This window comes from Serratia sp. B501 (assembly GCF_051172315.1).
Taxonomy (GTDB): Bacteria; Pseudomonadota; Gammaproteobacteria; order Enterobacterales; family Enterobacteriaceae; genus Serratia; species Serratia ureilytica.
This window is the reverse complement of the sequence record NZ_JBPIZB010000001.1, coordinates 943157-964508: the sequence shown is the minus strand read 5'-3', so window position 1 is coordinate 964508 and position 21352 is coordinate 943157. Positions and strand designations below refer to the sequence as shown.

Annotated in this window: 17 protein-coding genes; 8 read left to right on the top strand and 9 right to left on the bottom strand. The window is 61.5% G+C overall.

The window, feature by feature from the left end; all coding sequences use genetic code 11:
• The first annotated feature begins 6 nt into the window (after positions 1 to 6).
• Positions 7 to 735, top strand: coding sequence for an orotidine-5'-phosphate decarboxylase (gene pyrF / locus ACSBQV_RS04725; RefSeq protein ID WP_046898957.1), 729 nt, complete (start codon positions 7 to 9; stop codon positions 733 to 735).
• Between the two features lie 10 nt (positions 736 to 745).
• A complete protein-coding gene (gene yciH / locus ACSBQV_RS04720) occupies positions 746 to 1072 on the top strand; it encodes a stress response translation initiation inhibitor YciH (RefSeq protein WP_004930637.1) in 327 nt (108 codons plus the stop codon).
• Between the two features lie 188 nt (positions 1073 to 1260).
• On the opposite strand, the gene osmB is transcribed toward yciH, so the two are convergent.
• The 4 genes from osmB to ACSBQV_RS04700 form a co-directional block, all read right to left on the bottom strand.
• Positions 1261 to 1479, bottom strand: coding sequence for an osmotically-inducible lipoprotein OsmB (osmB, locus tag ACSBQV_RS04715; RefSeq protein WP_004930634.1), 219 nt, complete (start codon positions 1477 to 1479; stop codon positions 1261 to 1263).
• Between the two features lie 258 nt (positions 1480 to 1737).
• Positions 1738 to 2484, bottom strand: coding sequence for a DeoR/GlpR family DNA-binding transcription regulator (locus tag ACSBQV_RS04710; RefSeq protein WP_004930631.1), 747 nt, complete (start codon positions 2482 to 2484; stop codon positions 1738 to 1740).
• Positions 2485 to 2534: 50 nt separating this feature from the next.
• Positions 2535 to 4967 (bottom strand): formate C-acetyltransferase/glycerol dehydratase family glycyl radical enzyme, encoded by a 2433-nt coding sequence (locus tag ACSBQV_RS04705; RefSeq protein ID WP_099785804.1) that lies wholly within the window; start codon positions 4965 to 4967, stop codon positions 2535 to 2537.
• Between the two features lie 4 nt (positions 4968 to 4971).
• The gene (locus ACSBQV_RS04700; protein WP_099785802.1) at positions 4972 to 5871 is read right to left on the bottom strand and encodes a glycyl-radical enzyme activating protein; all 900 of its coding nucleotides are present in this window, start codon (positions 5869 to 5871) and stop codon (positions 4972 to 4974) included.
• A 149-nt stretch (positions 5872 to 6020) separates the two neighbouring features.
• Between ACSBQV_RS04700 and fsa the strand changes: the two genes are divergently transcribed.
• Positions 6021 to 6686, top strand: coding sequence for a fructose-6-phosphate aldolase (gene fsa, locus ACSBQV_RS04695; RefSeq protein WP_033643250.1), 666 nt, complete (start codon positions 6021 to 6023; stop codon positions 6684 to 6686).
• Between the two features lie 48 nt (positions 6687 to 6734).
• Here the strand turns inward: fsa and ACSBQV_RS04690 are convergent, their stop codons facing one another.
• Complete coding sequence (locus ACSBQV_RS04690; RefSeq protein ID WP_099785800.1) at positions 6735 to 8801, bottom strand: carbon starvation CstA family protein; 2067 nt, start codon at positions 8799 to 8801, stop codon at positions 6735 to 6737.
• 384 nt (positions 8802 to 9185) lie between these two features.
• On the opposite strand from ACSBQV_RS04690, the gene ACSBQV_RS04685 reads away from it, so the two are divergent.
• Together ACSBQV_RS04685 and ACSBQV_RS04680 are read left to right on the top strand one after the other, a co-directional pair.
• A complete protein-coding gene (locus ACSBQV_RS04685) occupies positions 9186 to 10349 on the top strand; it encodes a M20 aminoacylase family protein (protein WP_099785798.1) in 1164 nt (387 codons plus the stop codon).
• 30 nt (positions 10350 to 10379) lie between these two features.
• On the top strand, positions 10380 to 11690 hold the full coding sequence (locus tag ACSBQV_RS04680) for an MFS transporter (RefSeq protein ID WP_434991422.1): 1311 nt from the start codon (positions 10380 to 10382) through the stop codon (positions 11688 to 11690).
• A 73-nt stretch (positions 11691 to 11763) separates the two neighbouring features.
• On the opposite strand, the gene ACSBQV_RS04675 is transcribed toward ACSBQV_RS04680, so the two are convergent.
• Both ACSBQV_RS04675 and gloA read right to left on the bottom strand, forming a co-directional pair.
• Positions 11764 to 13698, bottom strand: a complete 1935-nt coding sequence (locus ACSBQV_RS04675) for an exoribonuclease II (RefSeq protein WP_033650269.1) — start codon at positions 13696 to 13698, stop codon at positions 11764 to 11766.
• 186 nt (positions 13699 to 13884) lie between these two features.
• Positions 13885 to 14412 (bottom strand): lactoylglutathione lyase, encoded by a 528-nt coding sequence (gene gloA / locus ACSBQV_RS04670; RefSeq protein ID WP_099785792.1) that lies wholly within the window; start codon positions 14410 to 14412, stop codon positions 13885 to 13887.
• A 99-nt stretch (positions 14413 to 14511) separates the two neighbouring features.
• On the opposite strand from gloA, the gene ACSBQV_RS04665 reads away from it, so the two are divergent.
• Positions 14512 to 15366, top strand: a complete 855-nt coding sequence (locus tag ACSBQV_RS04665) for a LysR family transcriptional regulator (protein ID WP_089194821.1) — start codon at positions 14512 to 14514, stop codon at positions 15364 to 15366.
• Between the two features lie 15 nt (positions 15367 to 15381).
• Here the strand turns inward: ACSBQV_RS04665 and ACSBQV_RS04660 are convergent, their stop codons facing one another.
• The gene (locus ACSBQV_RS04660) at positions 15382 to 17688 is read right to left on the bottom strand and encodes an FdhF/YdeP family oxidoreductase (protein ID WP_047026021.1); all 2307 of its coding nucleotides are present in this window, start codon (positions 17686 to 17688) and stop codon (positions 15382 to 15384) included.
• Positions 17689 to 17970: 282 nt separating this feature from the next.
• Between ACSBQV_RS04660 and dacD the strand changes: the two genes are divergently transcribed.
• Together dacD and ACSBQV_RS04650 are read left to right on the top strand one after the other, a co-directional pair.
• Positions 17971 to 19140 (top strand): serine-type D-Ala-D-Ala carboxypeptidase DacD, encoded by a 1170-nt coding sequence (dacD, locus tag ACSBQV_RS04655; protein WP_099785790.1) that lies wholly within the window; start codon positions 17971 to 17973, stop codon positions 19138 to 19140.
• 64 nt (positions 19141 to 19204) lie between these two features.
• On the top strand, positions 19205 to 20110 hold the full coding sequence (locus ACSBQV_RS04650; protein WP_033650272.1) for a LysR family transcriptional regulator: 906 nt from the start codon (positions 19205 to 19207) through the stop codon (positions 20108 to 20110).
• Positions 20111 to 20152: 42 nt separating this feature from the next.
• Here the strand turns inward: ACSBQV_RS04650 and ACSBQV_RS04645 are convergent, their stop codons facing one another.
• Complete coding sequence (locus tag ACSBQV_RS04645; RefSeq protein ID WP_099785788.1) at positions 20153 to 21337, bottom strand: CMD domain-containing protein; 1185 nt, start codon at positions 21335 to 21337, stop codon at positions 20153 to 20155.
• Positions 21338 to 21352: the final 15 nt, after the last annotated feature.

The window sequence follows — 21352 nt, the reverse complement described above, 5'->3', positions numbered from 1 at the left end:
GAAGAAATGAAGTCTGAAAATAACACTAATAACAATGACTTAAAATCATCTCCAATCGTTGTGGCGTTGGATTACGCCGATAAGAACGCTGCGCTGGCGTTCGCCGACCGTATCGATCCGCAAGACTGCCGGCTGAAAGTGGGCAAGGAAATGTTCACGCTGTTTGGGCCGCAGCTGGTGCGCGATCTGCACGGGCGCGGCTTCGACGTATTTCTTGACCTGAAATTCCACGATATTCCCAATACCACGGCGCATGCGGTAGCCGCAGCGGCCGAGCTGGGCGTTTGGATGGTCAATGTGCATGCCAGCGGCGGCGCGCGCATGATGACTGCCGCTAAAGAAGCGCTGGTGTCATACGGGGCGGATGCGCCGCTGCTGATCGCCGTCACGGTGCTGACCAGCATGGAAGCGGAAGACCTTCGCGGCATCGGCATCGAGGCCAGTCCGGCAGAACACGCCGAGCGCCTGGCGCGCCTGACCCGCGACTGCGGGCTGGACGGCGTGGTGTGTTCGGCACACGAAGCGCAGCGCCTGAAGGCCGCCTGCGGGCAGGCTTTCCAACTGGTGACGCCGGGGATCCGCCCTGAAGGCAGCGCGGCGGGCGATCAGCGTCGTATTATGACGCCGGTGCAGGCGCAGGCCGCCGGCGTGGACTATATGGTGATTGGGCGTCCGATCACCCAATCTGCGGATCCGGCCGCGACGCTGCGCGCGATCCGCGCCTCTTTGGCCTGAGGAAGCGATGATGAATGACGATAACAGCCGTCTGGTGTATTCCACGGACACCGGTCGCATCAAGCAGGAAGAGGTTAAACCGCAACGCGCCAAGGGCGATGGCGTCGTGCGCATCCAGCGCCAGACCAGCGGCCGCAAGGGGAAGGGCGTGTGCCTGATTACCGGCGTCGATCTGGATGATGCCGCGCTCGACAAACTGGCGGCCGAACTGAAAAAGAAATGCGGCTGCGGCGGCTCGGTGAAAGAGGGAGTCATCGAGATCCAGGGCGATAAACGCGATCTGCTCAAACAGCTGCTGGAAGCCAAAGGCATGAAGGTCAAACTGGCGGGCGGTTGAGGCGAATCGCCATGCCGCAGTGCAATGCTGCGGCATGGCTAGAGGTTGTTGCTGCCGGGGGTTAACCCGTTAACGGCGAAAGAACCATAGACTTAAAGTAAAACAGACCTGAAATCATCGTTATTGGTTAATACGTCAAAGCGCCGAGGCGCTTTTGCCCGCCTGTCGGCGGAGGAGCATCGGGCAGGTTATTTGCCAACCTGGTGACCGATGATGCCGCCCACCGCAGCCCCACCCAGCGTGCCCAAAGCGCTGCCGTTGGTCAGCACTGCGCCGCCGACTGCACCGGCGCCGGCGCCGATAGCGGTGTTGCGATCGCGTTTGGACATGTTGGAACAGGCGCTCAGTGAAAACGCCAGAGTCAGAGCCAGAGCGGCGGTGGCGAAACGTTTATTGATAATCATCATAATGACTTCTCCTTAGCATTGGCTATATGGAAGTGCCCTATAAGTATAGGCGTTAACCATAAATCAGGCCTGCTGTTGATTCCCATACGGTATCGATATAAAAAATGGCATTTTTTGTTAACGGCCGAATAATTAGCGGGTTACGGCCCAAAAGTTACCGAAGCTGAGTATAGGTTTCTCGGGAAGGATAAACAGGTAAATAGTCTTAAAATCCCGCTGCGCAAGGGAAACGGCGGGCGGCGTGGCCCGCGCGGCGCGTTATTCGTTGACCAGCTCCACCTGTACGCCCTGACGTTTCAGCTGATGCTGATACTCCAGCGCCAAACGTGAATCGGTGATCACCCGGCTGATTTGCCCCGGCTGCGCCAGCGGGTTAGGCTGGATCTGGCCGAATTTGCTGGAATCCGTCAGTACGATATTCTCCACGCCCTTGGCCAGCACCGCGCTGACCACATCGGCGCGCATCATGTCGCGGCCGGTAAAGCCGGTTTCGGCCTGAAAGCCGTCAATGCCGATAAACGCTTTGTTGAAATGCACCTGCTGAATGCACAGCCGTGTGAGCGGGCCGACCACGGTCTCGCTTTTCTTCTGGTACATGCCGCCCAACACAATCACGTCGCAGTCGGTTTCTTTGAGCAGGTTGGCGATGTAGTGGCTGACGGTGATCAGCGTAATGCGCTTGCGTTCGGCGATGTAGCGCGCCAGCAGGGCATTGGCGCTGCCGCTCTCGATAAAAATCGTCTCGCCGTCGTTGACCTGCGCGGCGGCGTACTGCGCCAATCGTTGCTTAAGGGTGAAATTGGACATCATGCGGGCGTCGACGTCGTCGCTTTCCAACGCCACGGCGGAGCCGTGCACCCGCTTCAGATAACTGCGTTTTTCCAGCAGGTTGAGATCCTGCCGGATGGTGACTTCCGAGACGCCCGAAGCGCGCGCCAGCTCATTGACGCTGATCCGGCGGCGATCGTTAACCAACTGCAATATGGTCTGTTGTCGTAAATTCATATCGGCCTGATGATGCGGCCGCCAAGGCGCGGCCGCTAAGAGTCAAAGGTTTAAAGAGTATGTTCTGTGCGCGCAATAATATCATCCTGCGCCTCAGGGGATAATGCGGTAAAGAAGGCGGAATAGCCAGCTACGCGAACCACTAAATCACGATATTGGTCAGGGTGTTGCTTCGCCGCCAGCAGCGTGTCGCGCGACACGATGTTGTACTGCACATGCCAGCCGCGATAGCTCTCGAAGAAGGTGCGCAACATCAGCATCAGCTTCTCCCGATCGCGCGGGTTGTCCAGCGTCGCCGGGTTCAGCTTTTGGTTGAGCAGCACGCCGCCGAGGATCGCCTCGGTCGGCAATTTGGCGAGCGAATTAAACACCGCCGTCGGCCCCAGGTGGTCGGTGCCGGACGCCGGGCTGGCGCCTTCCGCCAGCGGCGCGTGCGCCTTGCGGCCATCCGGCGTGGCCAGGGTGGCAGCGCCGAAGGGCACGTTGGCCGAAATCGACGAGGTGCCGGCGTAGTAGCCGCCGCCGATCGGCCCGCGGCCGAAGCGGGTGTTGCGGTACTGTTTCAGTTCTTCGATGTAGGTTTGGTAGGCGCGCACCAGCAGCCGATCGACCTCGTCCACATCGTTGCCGTATTTGGGCGCGGCGTTGAGCAGCCGCTGACGCAGCTGTTCGCCATCCAGCCCGGCGAAGTCTTCGGCCAGCGCGGTCGCCAGCTGCTGCTGGCCGATCGCCCCTTGGTCGAACACCAGTTTGCGCACCGCCGCCAGGCTGTTGCCCAGGTTGGCGATGCCGACCTGCAGACCGGAAACCCAATCGTATTTGGCGCCGCCTTGCTTGATGCTTTTGCCGCGTTCAATGCAGTCATCCACCAGCGCGGAGCAGAGGATATCGTGAGCGTTCTCCTCCAGCACGCTGTCCACCACGCACTCGATCTCGATCGACTTGCGCGTGTAGTAGCGGATTTGCCGATCCCAGGCGGTTAATACCTGCTCGAAATCGGCGAAATTTCCTTTGGACAGCGCCTGTTCCTGCGGCAGGAAGATCTGCCCGGACGTGGCGTCGCGGCCTTGTTCCAGCGCCGCCAGCAGCACGCGGGCGAAGTTGATGAAGCTCATGCCGGTGCAGCGATAGCCCCATTTGCCGCCGACGGCGGTCTCGATACAGCCGATGGCGGCGTAGTCGTAAGCGTCCTGCGGTTCGACCCCCAGCTTGATGAACTCGGGAATGACGATTTCGTCGTTATTGAATGCCGGCATGCCGAAGCCGCAGCGGATCACCTGTACGCAGGCGTCGAGGAAATCGGCGCTCATTCCGGCGTGGTAACGCACGCTGAGGTTGGGCTGGGTGGAGCGCAGGCGGCCGCAGGACTCGAGAATGGCGTAGGACAGCGGATTGACCGCGTCGCACGGCCGGCCATCGACCAGTTTTTGGCCGCCGATGGTGACGTTCTGGTACAGCGGGCTGCCGGCGGAGGCCTTGGAGTGCGAGCCGGAGCGGATCTTGTTGACCTCCAGCAGCTTCAGCCAGCAGCTGTGCAGCAGCTCGATGGCGTTTTCCCGCGTCAGGTTTTGCTCCAGCTCCACGTCGCGCCGATACCAGGGATAGAGATACTGATCGAGGCGGCCAAAGGAAACCGAATGGCCGTTGGATTCGATCTGCAACGTCAGCTGGATGAAATAGCACAGCTGCAGCGCCTGCCAGAAGGTTTGCGGTGGGCGATGGGCGATCCGGTCGCAGTTGTCCGCGAGGGACAGCAGCTCGGCGCGCCGCCAGTCGCGGGCTTCGTTTTGCGCCATGTCGAGCGCCAGGCGGGCGAAGCGCAGGATGTGTCCGCTCAGCGCCGTCAGCACAATATCGATAGCGTTGAGAAACTGCGCCTTGTGCAGATCTTCCCACGCGGTCAGACGCAGGCGGCTGCGGCGCGCGTTCACCTTTTCACGCAGGCCATCGAGGCCTTGTTCCAGCAGCAGCGGGAAGTTGACCGCCAGATGGGCGTCGCCGGAGGTCATATTGCCCTCGGCCTTGATGATGCCGGTGGCCAGCAGCGCCTTTTGTTCGTCGGTGAACATGCCGTAGCAGCGATCCTGCACCGTTTGGCCGCGCCACCAGGGGCACAGACGATGCAAAATTGCCTTGTTCTCGTCGCTGACCGAAAAACCGGCGCCCGGCCGGTCGGCCAACTGGTCTATTTCGTTTTCTATCCAGCCGACGGTGTATTCGGGGAAGATCGGCGCGGCGCGCAGCTCGCTGGCCTGGTTGCCGACGATCAGCTCGTCGTTGGCGATCCAGATGCTGCGTTTCGCCAGATGGTTGGCCAACGCCAGGGCGCGGCGCACCGGCAGCGGCTTGTCCTGATGCTGCTGATAGGCCTCGGTATAGTGCTGCGCGCGTTCGGTGCACACCGGCGGTTTGACGATGTGAATCAGCGCATTCTTATGCGCCTGGATACGGGCGCTCAGGGTAGTCAAATCCAACGTGGTCATAGTGTTATCCTCGCAAAATGGCGGTCAGGCCCTTGGCGCCGGCATAGTCTTCGGCGAAGGCCAGCAGGTCGGGTGCGTCCAGTGGCGTGCGGGCGGCATGGTAGGGTTCGCCGAGCAGGTGGTACTTGTTGATGCCAAGCGTGTGGTACGGCAGAAAGTGGATCTCCGACACGCCGATCTCGTCGGCGGCGAAGTCGACGATGGCACGGACAGAGCGGCGATCGGCGTTGAAATCGGGGATCAGCGGCACACGGACGGTCATTGGTACGCCGTGCGCCGCCAGCCGACGAAAATTGCTCATCACCCGGCGGGCGGAACCGCCGGTCCAGGCTCTGAAGCGCGCTTCGTCGGTGTGTTTGAGATCGGCCAGCAGCAGATCCAGCCACGGCAGCGAAGGCGCGATATAACGCCATGGGACGTGCAGGCAGGATTCGACGGCGGTGTGGATGCCGGCCTCGCGGCCGCGCCGCAGCAGCTCCGCCGCGATGTCCGGCTGCATAAAGGGTTCGCCGCCGGACAGCGTTAAACCGCCGCCGCTGCGCAGGTAGAAAGGCTTATCCCGCATCACCTCGGCCATGATATCGTCGGGGTTGATCGGGCTGCCGCACAGGCTGAGCGCGCCGGTCGGGCAGGCGGCGGCCAGGGCGGCATAATCGTCTGCGCTAATCAGCTCGCGTTGCAGCGTCAGCGGCCCGTCGTTGCGTTGCAGCCCTTGCGGACAACGCTCGGCGCACAGCGTGCAGCCGCTCAGGCACAGGCGTTCGTCAAACAGCAGGTCTGCGTGGCGCGAGCGGCTTTCCGGGTTCTGACACCACCGGCAGCTCAGCGGGCAGCCTTTTAAAAAGACCACGCTGCGGATGCCCGGGCCGTCATGGGTCGAGTAGCGCTGCAGATTGAAGATCATGAGTCACCCGTTTGGCGTTGCTGTATCTTTCGCCATTAAAGGTGTTTCGAATGAAAGTTGAATTGATTTTGATCAAAAGTTAGCGCGGTTTTTGCCCTATGATGATCAGAGTTTGAATCCGCCTACAGAACATGACACAGGAGTCCGTGATGGAGCTTTATCTCGATACCGCCGATGTGACCGCGGTAAAACGCCTGGCGCGCATTCTGCCGCTGCACGGCGTCACCACCAACCCGAGCATCGTGGCGAAGGAAGGCAAGCCGATCTGGGAAGTGCTGCCCGCGCTGCGCGACGCCCTCGGCGGCACCGGCAAGCTGTTCGCACAGGTGATGGCGACCGATGCGGAACGTATGGTGGCGGAGGCGGCGCTGCTCAGCCAGCGGGTACCGGGGCTGGTGGTGAAAATCCCGGCGACCGCCGAAGGGCTGGCGGCGATCAAGAAGCTTAAAACGATGTCCATTCCGACGTTGGGCACCGCGGTGTACGGCGCTGCACAGGGGCTGTTGGCGGCCTTGGCCGGGGCGGAATATGTGGCGCCTTACGTCAATCGGGTAGACGCGCAGGGCGGCGACGGCATCGAAATGGTGCACGAGCTGCAGCAGCTGTTGAGCCTGCATGCGCCGTCGGCGCAGGTGCTGGCCGCCAGTTTCAAAACGCCGCGCCAGGCGCTGGAGTGCCTGTTGGCGGGCTGCCAGGCCATTACGCTGCCGGTGGACGTCGCGGAGCAGTTCCTGAATGCGCCGGCAGTGCAGGCCGCGGTCGAAAAATTCGAACAGGATTGGCAGGGGGCGTTCGGCTCCACGCTGTTAGGCTAAAGCCAGTAAAAAGGGCGCCGCGGCGCCCTTGCTTGATGCTCGGTTCGTTTAGCTGCGGCCGGCCTCTTCCCTCAGCGCGGCGCCGACCTCGTGCGCCGTCGGCTGTTCGGCGCGCAGCGCTCGGCGGATCGCGAAGAAGGCGGCGATCAGCATGGTCACCGCCACCAGCATAAAGAACCCGCACAGCGCGGCGTTGATCTGGTTGCTGAACACGATGGTTTCCATGTCTTTCAACGATTTGGCCGGCGCAATGATCGTGCCTTGCTCGATGCCGGTGGAGAACTTCTTCGCCTGCGCCAGGAAACCGATGCTCGGTTTTTCGTGGAAGATCTTCTGCCAGCCGGCGGTCATAGAGGTCACGAACAGCCAGGCGGTCGGCAGAATAGTCACCCAGGCGTAGCGCTGCTTTTTCATCTTGAACAGCACCACGGTGCCGAGGATCAGCGCCATCGACGCCAGCATCTGGTTGCCGATACCGAACAGCGGCCACAGGGTATTGATGCCGCCGAGCGGATCGACCACGCCCTGATACACGAAGAAACCCCAACCGGCCACCGCCACCGTGGTGCCCGCCAGGTTGCCGAACCAGGAGCGGTTATTGGCCAGCTGCGGCACCGCCACGCCCACCAGATCCTGCACCATAAAGCGGCAGGCGCGGGTGCCGGCGTCGACGGCGGTCAGGATGAACAGCGCTTCGAACAGAATGGCGAAGTGATACCAGAACGCCATCATCGCCCGGCTGTTGAACACCTCACTGATGATGTGCGCCATGCCCACGGCGAAGGTCGGGGCGCCGCCGGCGCGCGACAGGATGGCGTTCTCGCCCACCTCTTTGGCGATCAGCGCCAGCGTTTCCGGCGTGACGATAAAGCCCCAGCTGTTAATGACCTGCGAAGCATTTTCCACCGTGGTGCCGATCAGCGCCGCCGGTGAGTTCATGGCGAAGTAGACGCCCGGATCCAGCACCGAGGCGCAGATCAGCGCCATGATGGCGACGAAAGACTCCATCAGCATGGCGCCGTAACCGATAAAGCGGATGTGGCTTTCGCGCTCTATCAGCTTGGGCGTGGTGCCGCTGGAGACCAGCGCGTGGAAGCCGGAAATGGCGCCGCAGGCGATGGTGATGAACAGGAAGGGGAACAGGGCGCCGGCGAACACCGGGCCGCTGCCGTCGATAAAGCGCGAGACCGCCGGCATTTTCATCTCCGGCATGGCGAAGACGATGCCGATGGCCAGGCCGATGATGACGCCGATTTTCATAAAGGTGGAAAGGTAATCGCGCGGCGCCAGCAGCAGCCACACCGGCAGCACCGAGGCGACGAAGCCGTAGATCACCAGCACCCAGGTCAGGGTGGTGCCGTGCAGCGTGAAGAACGGCCCCCAATAGGGATCTTGCGCCACGTTGCCGCCGTAAACGATCGCCAGCAGCATCAGCACGAAGCCAATCACCGAAATTTCAGCGATCTTGCCCGGCCGGATAAAGCGCATGTAGATGCCCATGAACAGGGCGATCGGGATGGTGGCGGCGATGGTGAACAGCCCCCACGGGCTGTCGGCCAACGCTTTCACCACCACCAACGCCAGCGCCGACAGGATGATGATCATCACCCCCAGCGCGCCGAGCATGGTGATCACCCCGGCGAACGCGCCCAGCTCTTGCTTGGCCATTTCCCCCAGCGAACGCCCGTCGCGGCGCGTGGAGATGAACAGCACCAGAAAATCCTGCACCGCGCCGGCCAACATAACGCCGACCAGGATCCAGATGGTTCCCGGCAGGAAGCCCATCTGCGCGGCCAGGATCGGCCCCACCAGCGGCCCGGCGCCGGCGATGGCGGCGAAGTGGTGGCCGAACAGCACCCATTTGTTGGTGGGCACGTAGTCCAGGCCGTCGTTGTGGCGTTCGGCCGGGGTCAGACGGCGGTCATCCAGTTCAAAGACCTTGTCGGCGATGAACCGGCTGTAGAAGCGGTAGGCGATGCTGTAGCAGGCGACGGCGGCGACCACCAGCCAGACGGCGTTGACGTGCTCGCCGCGGCTGAGCGCCAGCATGGCGAAGGCGAAGGCGCCGACCAACGCCACCAGCAGCCAGATAAGTCCGGACCTGATGTTTCTCATGAAATAACTCCTTGGCGTGCAGAGGTAAAATCGACGTTGTTATTAGGAATGACGTTTTAACAGTAGAAGTTTTGCCGCCGAACCGCGGCAGGTCGGATGAGAAATGTGAAGCAGGTGGGGTTTTATTGTAAAAACAACGTGATGAAACACCGCTGGCGCAGGCTGCGGCCCATGCGCTTTCCGGCAGAAGTTCATTCTGCACTTTCACTTCGCATACAGCGAATCATCGCCGTTTTTTATCTGAGCACGGCGTCTGGCGGCCTATTATTTTATCTGGCGAGGCGCGCCGAAATAAAATTACTCATGCCGTGTTATACCTTTATTTCAATTCGCACTTTTATTCATTCATTAAATAAATAATAAAGCTACGAAAGGAATTTAATTATGATAAATAAAGTCATTGAAGGGTATTTACCGCAGCTTACGGCCATCCGGCATGATATTCACCAGCATCCCGAGTTGGGTTTTGAAGAATTTCGCACCAGCGATCTGGTGGCGGATTATCTAAGCTCGTGGGGCTATGAGGTACACCGCGGATTGGCGGGCACCGGCGTGGTGGGGACGCTGCGGGTGGGCGACGGCGTTAAACGCCTCGGACTGCGCGCCGATATGGACGCCTTGCCGATCGAGGAAAACAACGGCAAACCCTGGAGCAGCAGCGTGGCCAACCGCATGCACGCCTGCGGCCATGATGGCCATACCACCATGCTGCTCGGCGCCGCGCGTTACCTGGCGCAAACGCGCAACTTCAACGGCACGCTGCACCTGATTTTCCAACCGGCGGAAGAGATGCTGAACGGCGGCGCGCGCATGGTGGAACAGGGGCTGTTCGAACGCTTCCCCTGCGATGCCATCTTCGCCATGCACAACATGCCGGGGATGCCGCTCGGCGAGTTCTTCTTCCAGCACGGCCCGTTCATGGCCTCGATGGATCAGTTCAACGTGCGGGTGCAGGGGCGCGGCGGCCACGGCGCCATCCCGCAGCTGGCGGTCGATCCGGTGCTGGTGGCCTCGCATATCACCGTCGCGCTGCAGAGCATCGTTTCGCGCAATATCGATCCGCTGGAGGCGGCGGTGATCACCGTCGGCAGCATCAAGGCCGGCGAGGCGGCCAACGTGATCCCGGACAGCGCGGAAATGAAGCTCAGCGTACGCTCTCTGGATCGTCAGGCGCGCGCAACCCTGCTGGCGCGCATTCCGGCGCTGATCGAGGCGCAGGCGGCAAGCTTCGGTGCCCACGCGGTGGTGGAGCACGTTAACGGTACGCCGGTGTTGGTCAACGACGAAGCGATGACCCGCTTTGCCCACCGCGTGGCGCAGCAGCAGTTCGGCGCCGCCCGCGCGCACTACGGCGCCAGGCCGCTGATGGGCAGCGAAGACTTCGCCTTTATGCTCGATGCGCATCCGCAAGGCTGCTACCTGATCATCGGTAACGGCGACGGCGAAGGGAGCTGCATGGTGCATAACCCGGGATATGACTTTAATGATGGGTGTCTGGCGGCCGGCAGCCAGTATTGGGGAGCGTTGGCGGAAGCGTATTTAAAATAAATTCGAAGAATAATAGCAGGGAAGATAATGATGAGTGAAAATACGGCGGCGACGCAATCAACAATAAACGCGCCCGCGAGGGTAGGCGGCAAGAAAGTGATATTTGCCGCCTCCTTCGGTAATGCGCTGGAGTTTTTCGATTTCGGTATTTATAACTTTTTCGTTATTTATATCAGCGTATTGTTTTTTCCCCCCTCGAGCGATCCCAATTTGGCGTTGCTGTTGGCGTTCGCCACGTTTGGCGTCAGTTTTTTCATGCGGCCGCTGGGCGGCATTCTGATCGGCGCCTATGCCGATCGCCATGGCCGAAAGCCGGCGATGATCCTGACGATTTCACTGATGAGCCTCGGCACGGCGATGATCGGCTTTGCGCCGACCTACGCCAGCGCCGGTTATTGGGGAACCGTCACGCTGGTGGCGGCGCGTTTGATCCAGGGCGTGGCGGCGGGCGGCGAGGTGGGCGCATCGATGTCGTTGCTGGTGGAGTCGGCGCCACCTAACCGGCGAGGCTTCTATTCCAGTTGGTCGCTGGCGACGCAGGGCATCGCCACCGTGGTCGGCGGCGTCACCGCGCTGGCGCTCAGCGCGGCGTTGCCGGCGATCTCAGGCGAGCCGAACGCCATGGCCGAGTGGGGATGGCGCATTCCGTTCTTTATCGGCGTGGCGCTGGCGCCGCTCGGTTGCTGGCTGCGTCTCGGATTGGAAAGCGACCGGCCGCCAGTGTCGCGGGCCCATGAACCGCCGGCGCAGCTGCGACGGCACTCGCGGGCGGTGGTGCTCGGCGTGATGCTGACCATTGGCGCCACCGTCGCCACTTACATCTCGATGTATTATCTCGGCACTTACGCGGTGAAATACTTAGGCATGCCGCAAGCCTACGGCTACGCCGCGATGCTGCTGGCGGGGCTGGTGACCTTCGGCGGCAGCCTGTTGGTTGGGCACTGGTGCGATCGCTATGGCCGCTTGCCACTGATCCGAGGCTCGCGCATCGCTATCTTGATCGTGGCCTTGCCGGCATTTTGGTGGCTGAGCGCCGCGCCGCATCCGGCGGTGCTGCTGCTGATTGTCGCGATATTGGTCGGATTGACCACGCTCGGCTCGGTGCCGACCATGCTGATGATTTCGGAGCTGTTTCCGCAGCGCATTCGCGCATTGGGGTTTGCGTTGGTCTACAGCCTCGGCGTGGCGATTTTCGGCGGCTTCGCCCAATATATCGCCTCGCAGTCGATCGCGTTGAGCGGCTCGCTGCTGGCGCCCGCCGTTTACCTGATGCTGGCGACGCTGGCTTCGTTGGCGGTGCTGCCATTGCTGCGTGAAACCGGCGGTGATCCATTGCGTTAGCGAGCGCGGGCGAAAAAAACGCCGGCGGTTTTCACCGTCGGCGTTTGGCGTCGCTACCGTTTCAGGCTGGCGTTCAGGCCGCCGGCCGGGCGATCACGCTGCGGGTTTCCATACGCACTTCGGCGATGGTGACCTGCAAGGTATCGCTCTGGCGGTAAACCACTTCGCCTTTGATCTGCACGGTGCCGGTTTCCTGGCTGCACTGCATCTCGTCACGCACCGCGTGAATAAACGGCGCCGGGATGAAGGCAACCGCGCCGTTGTCCAGCAGGCGCACGCGCAGGCCGCCGCGTGTCACGTCGATGATCTCGGCGTTGAAGCGGGTATCGGTACCGGCCTTGTCCTGCAGGAAACGGGCGTACAGCCAGTCGCCGACGTCTCGTTCCGCCATGCGGTTCAGGCGGCGGCGTTCCGCCAGCTGCACCGTCACGTCATCCTGCGGTTTTTCCGCCGGCTGCTGGTTGATGATCGCCTTCAGCAGGCGATGATTGACCATATCGCCGTATTTACGGATCGGTGATGTCCAGGTGGCGTAAGCCTCCAGCCCCAGACCGAAGTGTGGCCCCGGCGTAGTGCTGATCTCGGCGAAGGTCTGGAAGCGGCGGATGCGGCTGTCGAGGAACTGGGTCGGCTGCGCATCCAGGTGGCGGCGCAGTTCGCAGAAACCGTCGAGGGTCAGCAGCTTCTCGGCTTCGGCTTCGACGCCGTTGGCCTGCAGTACGGTGACCGCTTGCTCAACCAGCGCAGGATCGAAACCGGTGTGCACGTTGTACACGCCGAAGCCCAGGCGATCGCGCAGCACGATGGCGGCGCAGACGTTGGCGGCGATCATGCACTCTTCAACGATGCGGTTGGCGCTGCGGCGCTGCTCGGTAACGATCTCCAGTACGTCGCCTTTTTCACCCAGCACGAAGCGGTAGTCCGGGCGATCTTTGAATACCAGCGCATGCTGGTGGCGCCAGGCGTTGCGCGCGTCGCAAACGCGTTTCAGCAGGGTGATCTGTTGCGCGATGGCGTCGCTCGGCGGTTGCCAGCCGGCAATGCCGTCCAGCCAGTCGGAGACTTCGTCGTACACCAGTTTGGCTTTGGATTCGATCTCGGCGGCGAAGAACTGAATATCTTCGCCCAGCGCGCCGTCGGCGGCGATGGTCACGCGGCAAGCCAGCACCTGACGGCGCTCGTTAGGGCGCAGCGAGCACAGGTTGTCCGACAGATCACGCGGCAGCATCGGGATGTTGAAGCCCGGCAGATAGTTGGTGAAGGCGCGCACGCGGGCGATATCGTCCAGCTTGCTGCCTTGTTCTACGTAGGCAGTAGGATCGGCGATGGCGATGGTCAACTGCAGCGAACCGTCACCGTTGTCGGTCACGTACAGCGCATCGTCCATGTCTTCGGTGCTGGCGCTGTCGATGGTGACGAATTCGAGCGCGGTCAGATCTTCACGCACCAGCGCAGCGTCCGGCTCGCTGAGGGCCTGCATCTCCGGCGCCTCTTTTTCCAGGTTGTGACGCGCCAGCGTCACCCACCACGGGGCGAAATGGTCTTCACCGTCGGTGATAAACTGGGTCAGGTCGGCGTTGAAGCCGCGATCGCCTTTCAGCGGATGGCGGCGCATTTCCGCCACCGCCCAGTCGCCGGCCTGGAAGTTGTGGGTCAGTTCACGCACCGGGCGGCACGGAATCGCGTCTTTCAGCAACGGATGATCGGGCACGATGGACAGACGATCGTCGCGCTTTTGCACGCGGCCGACAAAGCGCGACAGGAATGGCTCGACCAGGGTTTCCGGCTCGGCGATTTCGCGCTCTTTCTCGGTGTGCAGGGTGGCGATAATGCGATCCCCGTGCATGACTTTCTTCATGTACGGCGGCGGAATGAAGTAGCTTTTTTGACCGTCTACTTCAAGAAAGCCAAAGCCTTTCTCAGTCCCTTTCACTACGCCTTCAACGCGCGGGGTCTGAGAGTGAAGTTGCTGTTTTAGCTGCGCCAGCAGCGGGTTATCTTGAAACATATCGTCCAGTGAATGGGTTGTGAGTGGCAAGATTTGCGGCTGACAGTTTTACGCGAATCACCCGCTGCGAGCAAGCCTAACGTCACGGAACCCCGCGTTGCCGCGCGATTTTGCGCAAGATTGGTCAATCGAAGGGCGAACGATGAAAAACCCCGGCGCGCAGGCCGGGGTGAAGGAAGGGGGCAATCAGTCCTGCAGCGGCGTCGGCTGCAGGATTTCAATCCAGTAATCGTCCGGATCGCGAATGAACGCGACGTAGTTCATGCGGCCTTCATGCAGGCGTTTCTGGAAGGTGACGCCCAGGCGCTCAAAACGCTCGCAGGCGGCGCGCACGTCCAGCACCGTGACGCACAGGTGGCCAAAGCCGCGCGGCTCGCCGTTGCCGTTGTGGTAATGGAAATCCGCCTGATTTTCGGTGCCGTGGTTATGGGTCAGCTCGAGAATGCCCGGTTGGCTCAGCGCCCAGCGTTTGCGTTCGTCGTCATCCTGCGGGATCTGCTCGCGCGGGCTGCGCGTCAGGTAGCAGATGGTGAAGGCGGCCTCTTTGAATTCTTCCAGATAGACCGGGGTAAAACCCAGTACGCGAGTGTAGAAATCCAGTGCTTTGGTCAGGTCTTTCACGCGGATCATGGTGTGGTTGAACACGTAACCGTCGGTTACCGCGTCCGGTTGGGCCGCCACGCCGGGCAGCGTCAGTAAATCATTCAGTGGCATCAGTGATCCTCCTCAAGGTGTCGACAGACTGTAGGTGAAATCGATGCTAATCTAAAGTGATTGTTTTTAACTAAAACACTAACTAAAAGTGAATGATAGATGAAGCTGAGCCAGCTGAAGTTTTTCTGCACCGTGGTGGAACACAAAACCATCGCCGCCGCCGCCCGTGAGCTGCACTGCGTGCCTTCCAACGTCACGTTGCGGCTGCGCGAGCTGGAAGAGACGTTGGGCGGCGAGCTGTTTTTCCGCGATAAAAACCGGCTGTACGTCAATCCCAAAGGCCGGCTGTTCTACCAACAGGCGCGCGACATCGTGGCGCAGGCGGAGCGCAGCAAGCAGCTGTTCGCCGGAGAACATCAGCATGGGCTGCTGAACCTCGGGGCGCTGGATTTCTCGCTGGTCAGCCATTTGCCGGCGCGCATCGCCCGGCTGCGCCGTTTACAACCCCATCTGCAGATCAACGTGCTCAGCCGCGATTCATTGGTGCTGGAGCGCATGCTGATCGACAGTGCCCTCGATCTGGCGATCACCGACGGCCCGATTGAACATCCGTTGCTGGCCAGCCAAAAGGCGTTTGACGAACGGCTGGTGATGCTGATGCCGGCCGATGCCGGGCAGCCCGATGCCGCCACGCTGGCGGCGCTGGAATTTTACACGTTCAGCCGAGAATGCTCGTTCCGCCTGAAGGTGGATCACTGGCTGGCCTCGCGCGGGCTGAAACCGCGCATGACGCTGGAAATGGAGTCTTATGCCGCGATGGCGGCCTGCGTGCAGGCAGGTTGCGGCGTCGCCTGCGTGCCGGGTTCTTTGCTGCCGCAGATTTTGCCCGCTCCGGGGCTGAAGGTGGTGGAAATGGGCGAGGAGGGCGTGAGCGATCTGTACTTCGTCTGGCGACGGCATCAGCTGTCCGACGAATTACAGACCATCCTGGCGATATTGAAGCGCCCGGCGTGAACCGGGCGCGCGTTTTCAGGCAATGCGCAGCGAGGGTTGCTGTTCGCTGCGGCGAATCGCCACCGGGATCGACTTCGACGTCGGGGTGCCGGTGCCGTCGCCGAAGCTGGCCAGCGGCACCAGCGGGTTGGTTTCCGGGTAGTAGGCCGCCAGGTTGCCACGCGGAATGTCGTAACTCACCAGCTTGAATCCGTCCACTTTACGCACCACGCCATCGTTCCACAGAGTCTCTATCTCAACCCGTTCGCCATCCTGCAGGCCCAGCGCCGCCAGATCTTCCGGATGGATGAACAACACTTCGCGCTGGCCGTAAACGCCGCGGTAGCGGTCATCCAGGCCATAGATGGTGGTGTTGTACTGATCGTGCGAGCGCAGCGTTTGCAGGGTAAACGGCGCTTGCACGTCGCCCAGTTGCGGGAACAGGGTCGCCGGCAGCGCGGCGGCGCTGAATTCCGCCTTGCCGCTCGGCGTGGCAAAGCGCAGTTCGGCGGCGGCATTGCCCAGGTAGAATCCGCCGGGCTGCTCGCAGCGACGGTTGAAATCCTCAAAGCCGGGAATGGTGGCGGCGATATGATCGCGGATCAGCGAGTAGTCGTCGGCCAACTCCAGCCAGTCCAGCTGCTGCGTGCCCAGCACCGCGTCGGCGATGCCGCAGACGATCGCCGTTTCCGAACGTTGGGTATCCGCCAGCGGTTTGCCGATGCCTTCCGAAGCGTGAACCATGCTGAAAGAATCTTCGACCGTGATGTACTGCGAGCCGCTGGCCTGCATGTCCAATTCGGTGCGGCCCAGCGTTGGTAGGATCAACGCGTCTTTGCCGGTCACCAGGTGGCTGCGGTTAAGTTTGGTGCTGATGTGTACCGTCAAATCGCAGTTGCGCAGGGCGCGGGCGGTGCGCTCGGTGTCCGGCGCCGCGGCGGCCAGATTGCCGCCCAGCGCGATCAGCACTTTCACTTCGCCGCGCAACATCGCTTCGATCGCTTCCACCGTGTTGTGGCCCACCGCGCGATTGGCGGTGAAGTTAAAGTGGCGTTCCAGGCTGTCGAGCAGCGCCTTGGGCGACTTCTCGTCAATCCCCATGGTGCGGTTGCCCTGGACGTTGCTGTGGCCGCGCACCGGACAAAGACCGGCGCCCGGTTTGCCCAGTTGCCCGAACAGCAGCTGCAGGTTGGTGATTTCACGCACCGTCGCAATCGAGTGCTTATGCTGAGTCACGCCCATCGCCCAGGTGCAGATCACCCGCTCGGCGCCCTGGTAAGTGGCCGCCGCCTGGCGCAATTGCGCTTCGCTCAGGCCCGATTGTGCGGTAATGGCCCGCCACTCGGTCGCATCCACCTGCGCCAGGTATGCCTCCACGCCGACGCTGTGCCGCTCGATAAACGCCAGGTCGAACAGGGGGGGCTCACCGGCGGCCAGCCGCTGGCGGTGGGTTTCCAGCAGCGCTTTCACCATGCCGCGCACCGCCGCCATATCGCCGCCCAGATTCGGTTGGTAATAGGAGGAACTGATCGGCGAGGATTTGGGCGTCAGCATCTGCACCGGATCCTGCGGATCGGCGAATCTTTCCAGCCCGCGCTCGCGCAGGGTGTTGAAACTGACGATGCGCGCGCCGCGTCGGGCTGCGTTTTTCAGGCTGTGCAACATGCGCGGGTGGTTGGTGCCGGGGTTTTGACCGAACACGAAGATGGCGTCGGCTTTTTCGAAGTCATCGATGCGGATGGTGCCTTTGCCGACGCCGATGCTTTGTTTCAGCCCGACGCCGCTCGCCTCGTGACACATGTTGGAGCAGTCGGGGAAATTGCTGGTGCCGAGCATGCGGCCGAACAGTTGATAAAGGTACGACGCTTCGTTGCTGGCGCGGCCCGAGGTATACAGCTCGATTTGGTTCGGGTTGTCCATTGCGTTGATGTGCCTGGCGATCAGCGCCAGCGCGTCCGGCCAATGAATAGGCTCATAGTGGTCGGTTTCGGCGTTGTAGCGCATCGGATGCGTGAGGCGCCCCTGATATTCGAGGAAATAGTCGCTCTGCTGCTGCAGGGTGCTGACGCTGTGCGCGGCGAAGAACTCTGGCTCGACGGCGCTGCGCGTCGCTTCCCAACTGACTGCCTTGGCGCCGTTTTCACAGAAGCTGAAGGTGCTGTGGTTGTCGTCGCCCCAGGCGCAACCGGGGCAGTCGAAGCCGCGCGCCTTGTTGACGCGCATCAGGTTGCGCATGTTTTTTAGGGTTTGTTTACTGTCGAGGACAAAGCGGGTGGTGGCTTCAAGCGAACCCCAGCCGCCCGCTGGGCCGGTATAAGGCTTGATTGACGGTTTGAATTTCATGGTGACACTTCGCAGGTGGTTGTAGCTAAAAAGTAAACGCTTTTTTATGCGTCTTGCGTATTTATGTCACAAGTTTAGGGGCGCGGCAGGCAGGCGTCTAATCGAATGGGGCAATGGCGGCATAGAGCATATCTATCGCAGGCGGACGCTGACCTAAACAAATGGTTGCATAAAGACACCCGCTGCAAAAGAGTAATGGTTTCGCCTGAAAGTGAATTCATGCAGTCTATCTCGCGGATTATATTGGCATTTTATTTAGCCTGCGGGCCTGAGGAACACAGCGTGAAGCGTTCAGTATCAGTGGTGATCGGCGGTATCTTACTGCCTTTAGCGGCGCAGGCGGCGGAAACGGCGTCCCATTTTCCCACCATGACCCCACCGGCGATAGACGCCGCCTCTTACGTATTGATGGATTACACCACCGGCCAGGTGCTGGCGGCCGGCAATGCCGACGAGCGGCGCAATCCGGCCAGCCTGACCAAACTGATGACCGGGTTGGTGATCGATCATGCGCTCGATGAGCATAAGATTGGCCTCGACGATGTCGTCACCGTGGGGAAAGACGCCTGGGCGCAGGGCAACCCGGTGTTCAAAGGCTCCTCGCTGATGTTCCTGAAGCCTGGTGACAGGGTCACGGTACGCGATCTCAGCCGCGGCATCATCATCGATTCCGGCAACGACGCCTGCGTGGCGATGGCGGACTATGTGGCGGGCAGCCAGGCCAACTTCGTCAAGCTGATGAACGAGAAGAGCGCGCAGCTGGGCCTGCAGAACACCCATTTCGAAACGGTACACGGGCTGGATGCGCTGGGGCAGTTCACCACCGCCGGCGATCTGGCGGTGATTGCGCGCGCTATCATCATGAGCGAGCCGGCGGAATACCATATGTACAGCGAGAAATCGCTGACCTGGAACGGCATCACGCAGCAGAACCGCAACGGCCTGCTGTGGGACAAGACCCTGCACGTCGACGGCCTGAAAACCGGGCACACCGCCTCGGCCGGCTTCAACATCATCGCTTCCGCCACCGAAGGAGATCGCCGTCTGATCGCCGTGGTGATGGGCGGCAAAAGTTCAAAAGGCCGCGAGGAACAGGCGCGCAAGCTGCTGAGCTGGGGGCTGCGCGACTTTAGCACGGTACACCTGTTCAGCGCCGGCCAGAGCCTGGGGGAAGAGCCGATCTGGTATGGTGAAAGCCACCGCTTGCCGGTCGGCAGCGCGCAGGACCAGTCGCTCAGCCTGCCGAAAAACGAGGCGGACAAGCTGAAGGCGCAGTACGTGCTCAACGTTGCGCGGCTGGAAGCGCCGATCAACAAAGGACAAATCGTCGGCGAGATCCGCATCAGCGACAATGGCCAGGTGGTGAAAACCCTGCCGCTGGTGGCGCTGCGGGCGGTGTCGCAGGGCGGCGTGTTCTCGCGCCTGGCGGATTACGTGAAGCTCAAACTCTGACTCACCGGGCGGGCGGCGGCGCCCGGTGGTATACTGGTGCGAATGCCGATCATTGAGCCGCGCTATGGATATTAAACAACTGATTTATCTGTGTAATTTAGAACGGGAGCGCCATTTCGGTCGGGCGGCGGAAGCCAGCTTCGTCAGCCAGCCGACGCTGTCCATGCGATTGAAAAATCTGGAAAAAGAACTGGGCGTTTCGCTGATTAACCGCGGCAACCATTTCGGCGGCTTTACCGCCGAGGGCGAACGGGTGTTGGCGTGGGCGCGCGAGATCGTCTCGGTCTACCAAGGGCTGAAACTGGAGGTGGAGTCGCTCAAGCACGGCTTGCACGGCACGTTGCGCCTCGGCGTGGTGCCGCAGTGCAGCATCTCGGTGGCGGAAATGCTCAAGGCGGTCAGCGAACGTTATCCCCATCTTGATTATCGGTTGGCGGTGCTGAGCGCCGATCAGCTGCTGGAGGCGCTGACGGCGCACACCGTAGATATCGGCATCGGCTTTTTCGAGCTGTCGACCTTGAAAGAACTGCATTTCCAATCGCAGCCGCTGGTGGAAACCGGCGTCGAGCTGGTGTTTCATCCGCAGCATTTCCCTAAGCTGGTGGGGGATGCGCCGTTGCCGCTGGAGGCGGTGGCTGCCTTGCCGCTGTGTCTGGCCGAGCCGACGCGTTATTTCCGCCGCTATCTCGATCAGCATTTCCGCGACGCTGGATTGACGCTGCACCCGCGGCTGGAAACTACCTCGATCTTCCAACTGCTCGAAGGGATTTTCGTCGGGTTGGGCTGCGGGTTGTTCCCGCGCGGCCAACTGCAATCGCCGCTGATGCCGGCATTGCAGCGGCGTCCGGTGGCCATCGCCGCCATGCCGCGTCATGCGGCGGTGGTGGTCGATATGTCGGAGCGCGCCACGCCGTTGGCGCAGAAGTTTTTCGATGCCGCCAGCGAGTGGTTGCGGCGGCAAAATATCTGAAGGAAGAATGTATTGCGGCCAGTATTAGCCGCGTAGTGGTGTTCAGTCGATAGCGCTGAAAGATTCCGCATCGCCCAGCGTTTGGCGCAGGCGGTTTTCCCAGGCGTAGAGCGCGACGGTGAGGATCACCTCCAGCGCCTGCGCCTGATCCAGGCCGCTGTTGAACAGCGGCTGCACGCTCTGCGGGGTGAACTTCTCAGGTGCGCGAGTCAGCTCGGCGGCGGTGCGCATCACTGCGAGTTTTACCGAATCTTCGGTATACGCCAGCCCCTGAGGCAGCCCGGCGAACAGCGCCTGAACCAATCCCTCATCCTGCAATTCTTGCGCGACGGTGGCCGCGCAGTATCGGCTGCCGTTGATGCGCGAGACCGCCAGCGTCGCCAGCGCCTTGAGGCGACTCGATAACCCATATCCTTCGGCATTGATGCCGTTGAACACCCCGTTGCGCTCGCGCAGGGTGGCGGCGTCGTGAGCTAACAGCAAATAATAAGATTCGGCGCGCGCCTGCGGGTGACTTTGATCCAACACATCAAGCTGTTCGGCGGCGGCGGTTTCCGCGTCGATCGGTGGCAGACGGGCAGACCAATTCAGTTCGTCGGCGCTGAAAGCGATGCCATCGGCGTCTTCGACGTTAGGAAAGCCGGGCACCACCACCGCCGGCCGGCCGGCCAACGCCGCGACGCCCGCGACCACGCGCGCCTGGTAGCTGACAAAACCGATCACCTGCGAAAAGGTGACAATATCCGCCGGGCTCAGCCCGACGTCGCCGAGCTGTTGCAGCGCCTTGCGGCAAATCAGCGTGGGCTGGCTGGCAAGCTGGCGGGCATATTGGGTGATCTGAGCAAGGCGGATATTGCTTTCCCGGGAGGCGTCCGGGCTGTGCAGCGGGGCGAGGCGGGCGGCGTAGTGGCTACAAAGCGATTGCACGCCCGTCACCTGAGCGACGGTCAACGCGGTGCTGAGGCGATCGTAGGGTGACAATGTCACGTATCGTGATAGCGGCACCTGGTCGGGAAACAGCGCGTGGTAACCGGCCAACGAGGCGCTGAACACCCCGGCGCGAGCGCTGAGCGCATTGTTTAAGGCTTCATCGGCGAAGGCGCCCAGCCCCAGCAGAAAGCGATCGCGAAGGGTGGCCGCCTGGGGTTCCAGCGGCGCATCGCCCCGCACGCTGCTTTGGGTTTCGTGATACCACTGGGCATTATGTTGTCGACGGAGTCGTTCCATAGGGTCAATCCTTAA

Bases quoted from the DNA above. Each gene is read 5' to 3' on its own strand.
- pyrF (WP_046898957.1), top strand. From the start codon at position 7: ATGAAGTCTGAAAATAACACTAATAACAATGACTTAAAATCATCTCCA.
- yciH (WP_004930637.1), top strand. From the start codon at position 746: ATGAATGACGATAACAGCCGTCTGGTGTATTCCACGGACACCGGTCGC.
- osmB (WP_004930634.1), bottom strand. From the start codon at position 1,479: ATGATGATTATCAATAAACGTTTCGCCACCGCCGCTCTGGCTCTGACT.
- ACSBQV_RS04710 (WP_004930631.1), bottom strand. From the start codon at position 2,484: ATGAATTTACGACAACAGACCATATTGCAGTTGGTTAACGATCGCCGC.
- ACSBQV_RS04705 (WP_099785804.1), bottom strand. From the start codon at position 4,967: ATGACCACGTTGGATTTGACTACCCTGAGCGCCCGTATCCAGGCGCAT.
- ACSBQV_RS04700 (WP_099785802.1), bottom strand. From the start codon at position 5,871: ATGATCTTCAATCTGCAGCGCTACTCGACCCATGACGGCCCGGGCATC.
- fsa (WP_033643250.1), top strand. From the start codon at position 6,021: ATGGAGCTTTATCTCGATACCGCCGATGTGACCGCGGTAAAACGCCTG.
- ACSBQV_RS04690 (WP_099785800.1), bottom strand. From the start codon at position 8,801: ATGAGAAACATCAGGTCCGGACTTATCTGGCTGCTGGTGGCGTTGGTC.
- ACSBQV_RS04685 (WP_099785798.1), top strand. From the start codon at position 9,186: ATGATAAATAAAGTCATTGAAGGGTATTTACCGCAGCTTACGGCCATC.
- ACSBQV_RS04680 (WP_434991422.1), top strand. From the start codon at position 10,380: ATGAGTGAAAATACGGCGGCGACGCAATCAACAATAAACGCGCCCGCG.
- ACSBQV_RS04675 (WP_033650269.1), bottom strand. From the start codon at position 13,698: ATGTTTCAAGATAACCCGCTGCTGGCGCAGCTAAAACAGCAACTTCAC.
- gloA (WP_099785792.1), bottom strand. From the start codon at position 14,412: ATGCCACTGAATGATTTACTGACGCTGCCCGGCGTGGCGGCCCAACCG.
- ACSBQV_RS04665 (WP_089194821.1), top strand. From the start codon at position 14,512: ATGAAGCTGAGCCAGCTGAAGTTTTTCTGCACCGTGGTGGAACACAAA.
- ACSBQV_RS04660 (WP_047026021.1), bottom strand. From the start codon at position 17,688: ATGAAATTCAAACCGTCAATCAAGCCTTATACCGGCCCAGCGGGCGGC.
- ACSBQV_RS04650 (WP_033650272.1), top strand. From the start codon at position 19,205: ATGGATATTAAACAACTGATTTATCTGTGTAATTTAGAACGGGAGCGC.
- ACSBQV_RS04645 (WP_099785788.1), bottom strand. From the start codon at position 21,337: ATGGAACGACTCCGTCGACAACATAATGCCCAGTGGTATCACGAAACC.